This window comes from Exiguobacterium profundum (assembly GCF_001909285.1).
GTDB classification, from domain to species: Bacteria; Bacillota; Bacilli; order Exiguobacteriales; family Exiguobacteriaceae; genus Exiguobacterium; species Exiguobacterium profundum.
In genome coordinates this window covers 1-263 of record NZ_MRSV01000017.1, presented here as the reverse complement: position 1 = coordinate 263, position 263 = coordinate 1, and the positions used below count along the sequence as shown (strand labels likewise).

At 46.8% G+C, this 263-nt stretch carries 1 protein-coding gene; it reads left to right on the top strand.

What is annotated here, in order from left to right; translation table 11 throughout:
* Window positions 1-26: 26 nt before the first annotated feature.
* Window positions 27-227 (top strand): transcription antiterminator/RNA stability regulator CspE, encoded by a 201-nt coding sequence (cspE, locus tag BBB58_RS14965; RefSeq protein ID WP_001344883.1) that lies wholly within the window; start codon window positions 27-29, stop codon window positions 225-227.
* The last annotated feature ends 36 nt before the right edge of the window (window positions 228-263 follow it).

The window sequence follows — 263 nt, the reverse complement described above, 5'->3', positions numbered from 1 at the left end:
AAAGGTAATACACTATGTCCGGTAAAATGACTGGTATCGTAAAATGGTTCAACGCTGACAAAGGCTTCGGCTTCATCACTCCTGACGATGGCTCTAAAGATGTGTTCGTACACTTCTCTGCTATCCAGAACGATGGTTACAAATCTCTGGACGAAGGTCAGAAAGTGTCCTTCACCATCGAAAGCGGCGCTAAAGGCCCGGCAGCTGGTAACGTAACCAGCCTGTAATCTCTGCTTAAAAGCACAGAATCTAAGATCCCTGCC

Excerpts from the sequence above, each read along its gene's own strand:
- cspE (WP_001344883.1), top strand. The coding sequence starts at position 27 with ATGACTGGTATCGTAAAATGGTTCAACGCTGACAAAGGCTTCGGCTTC.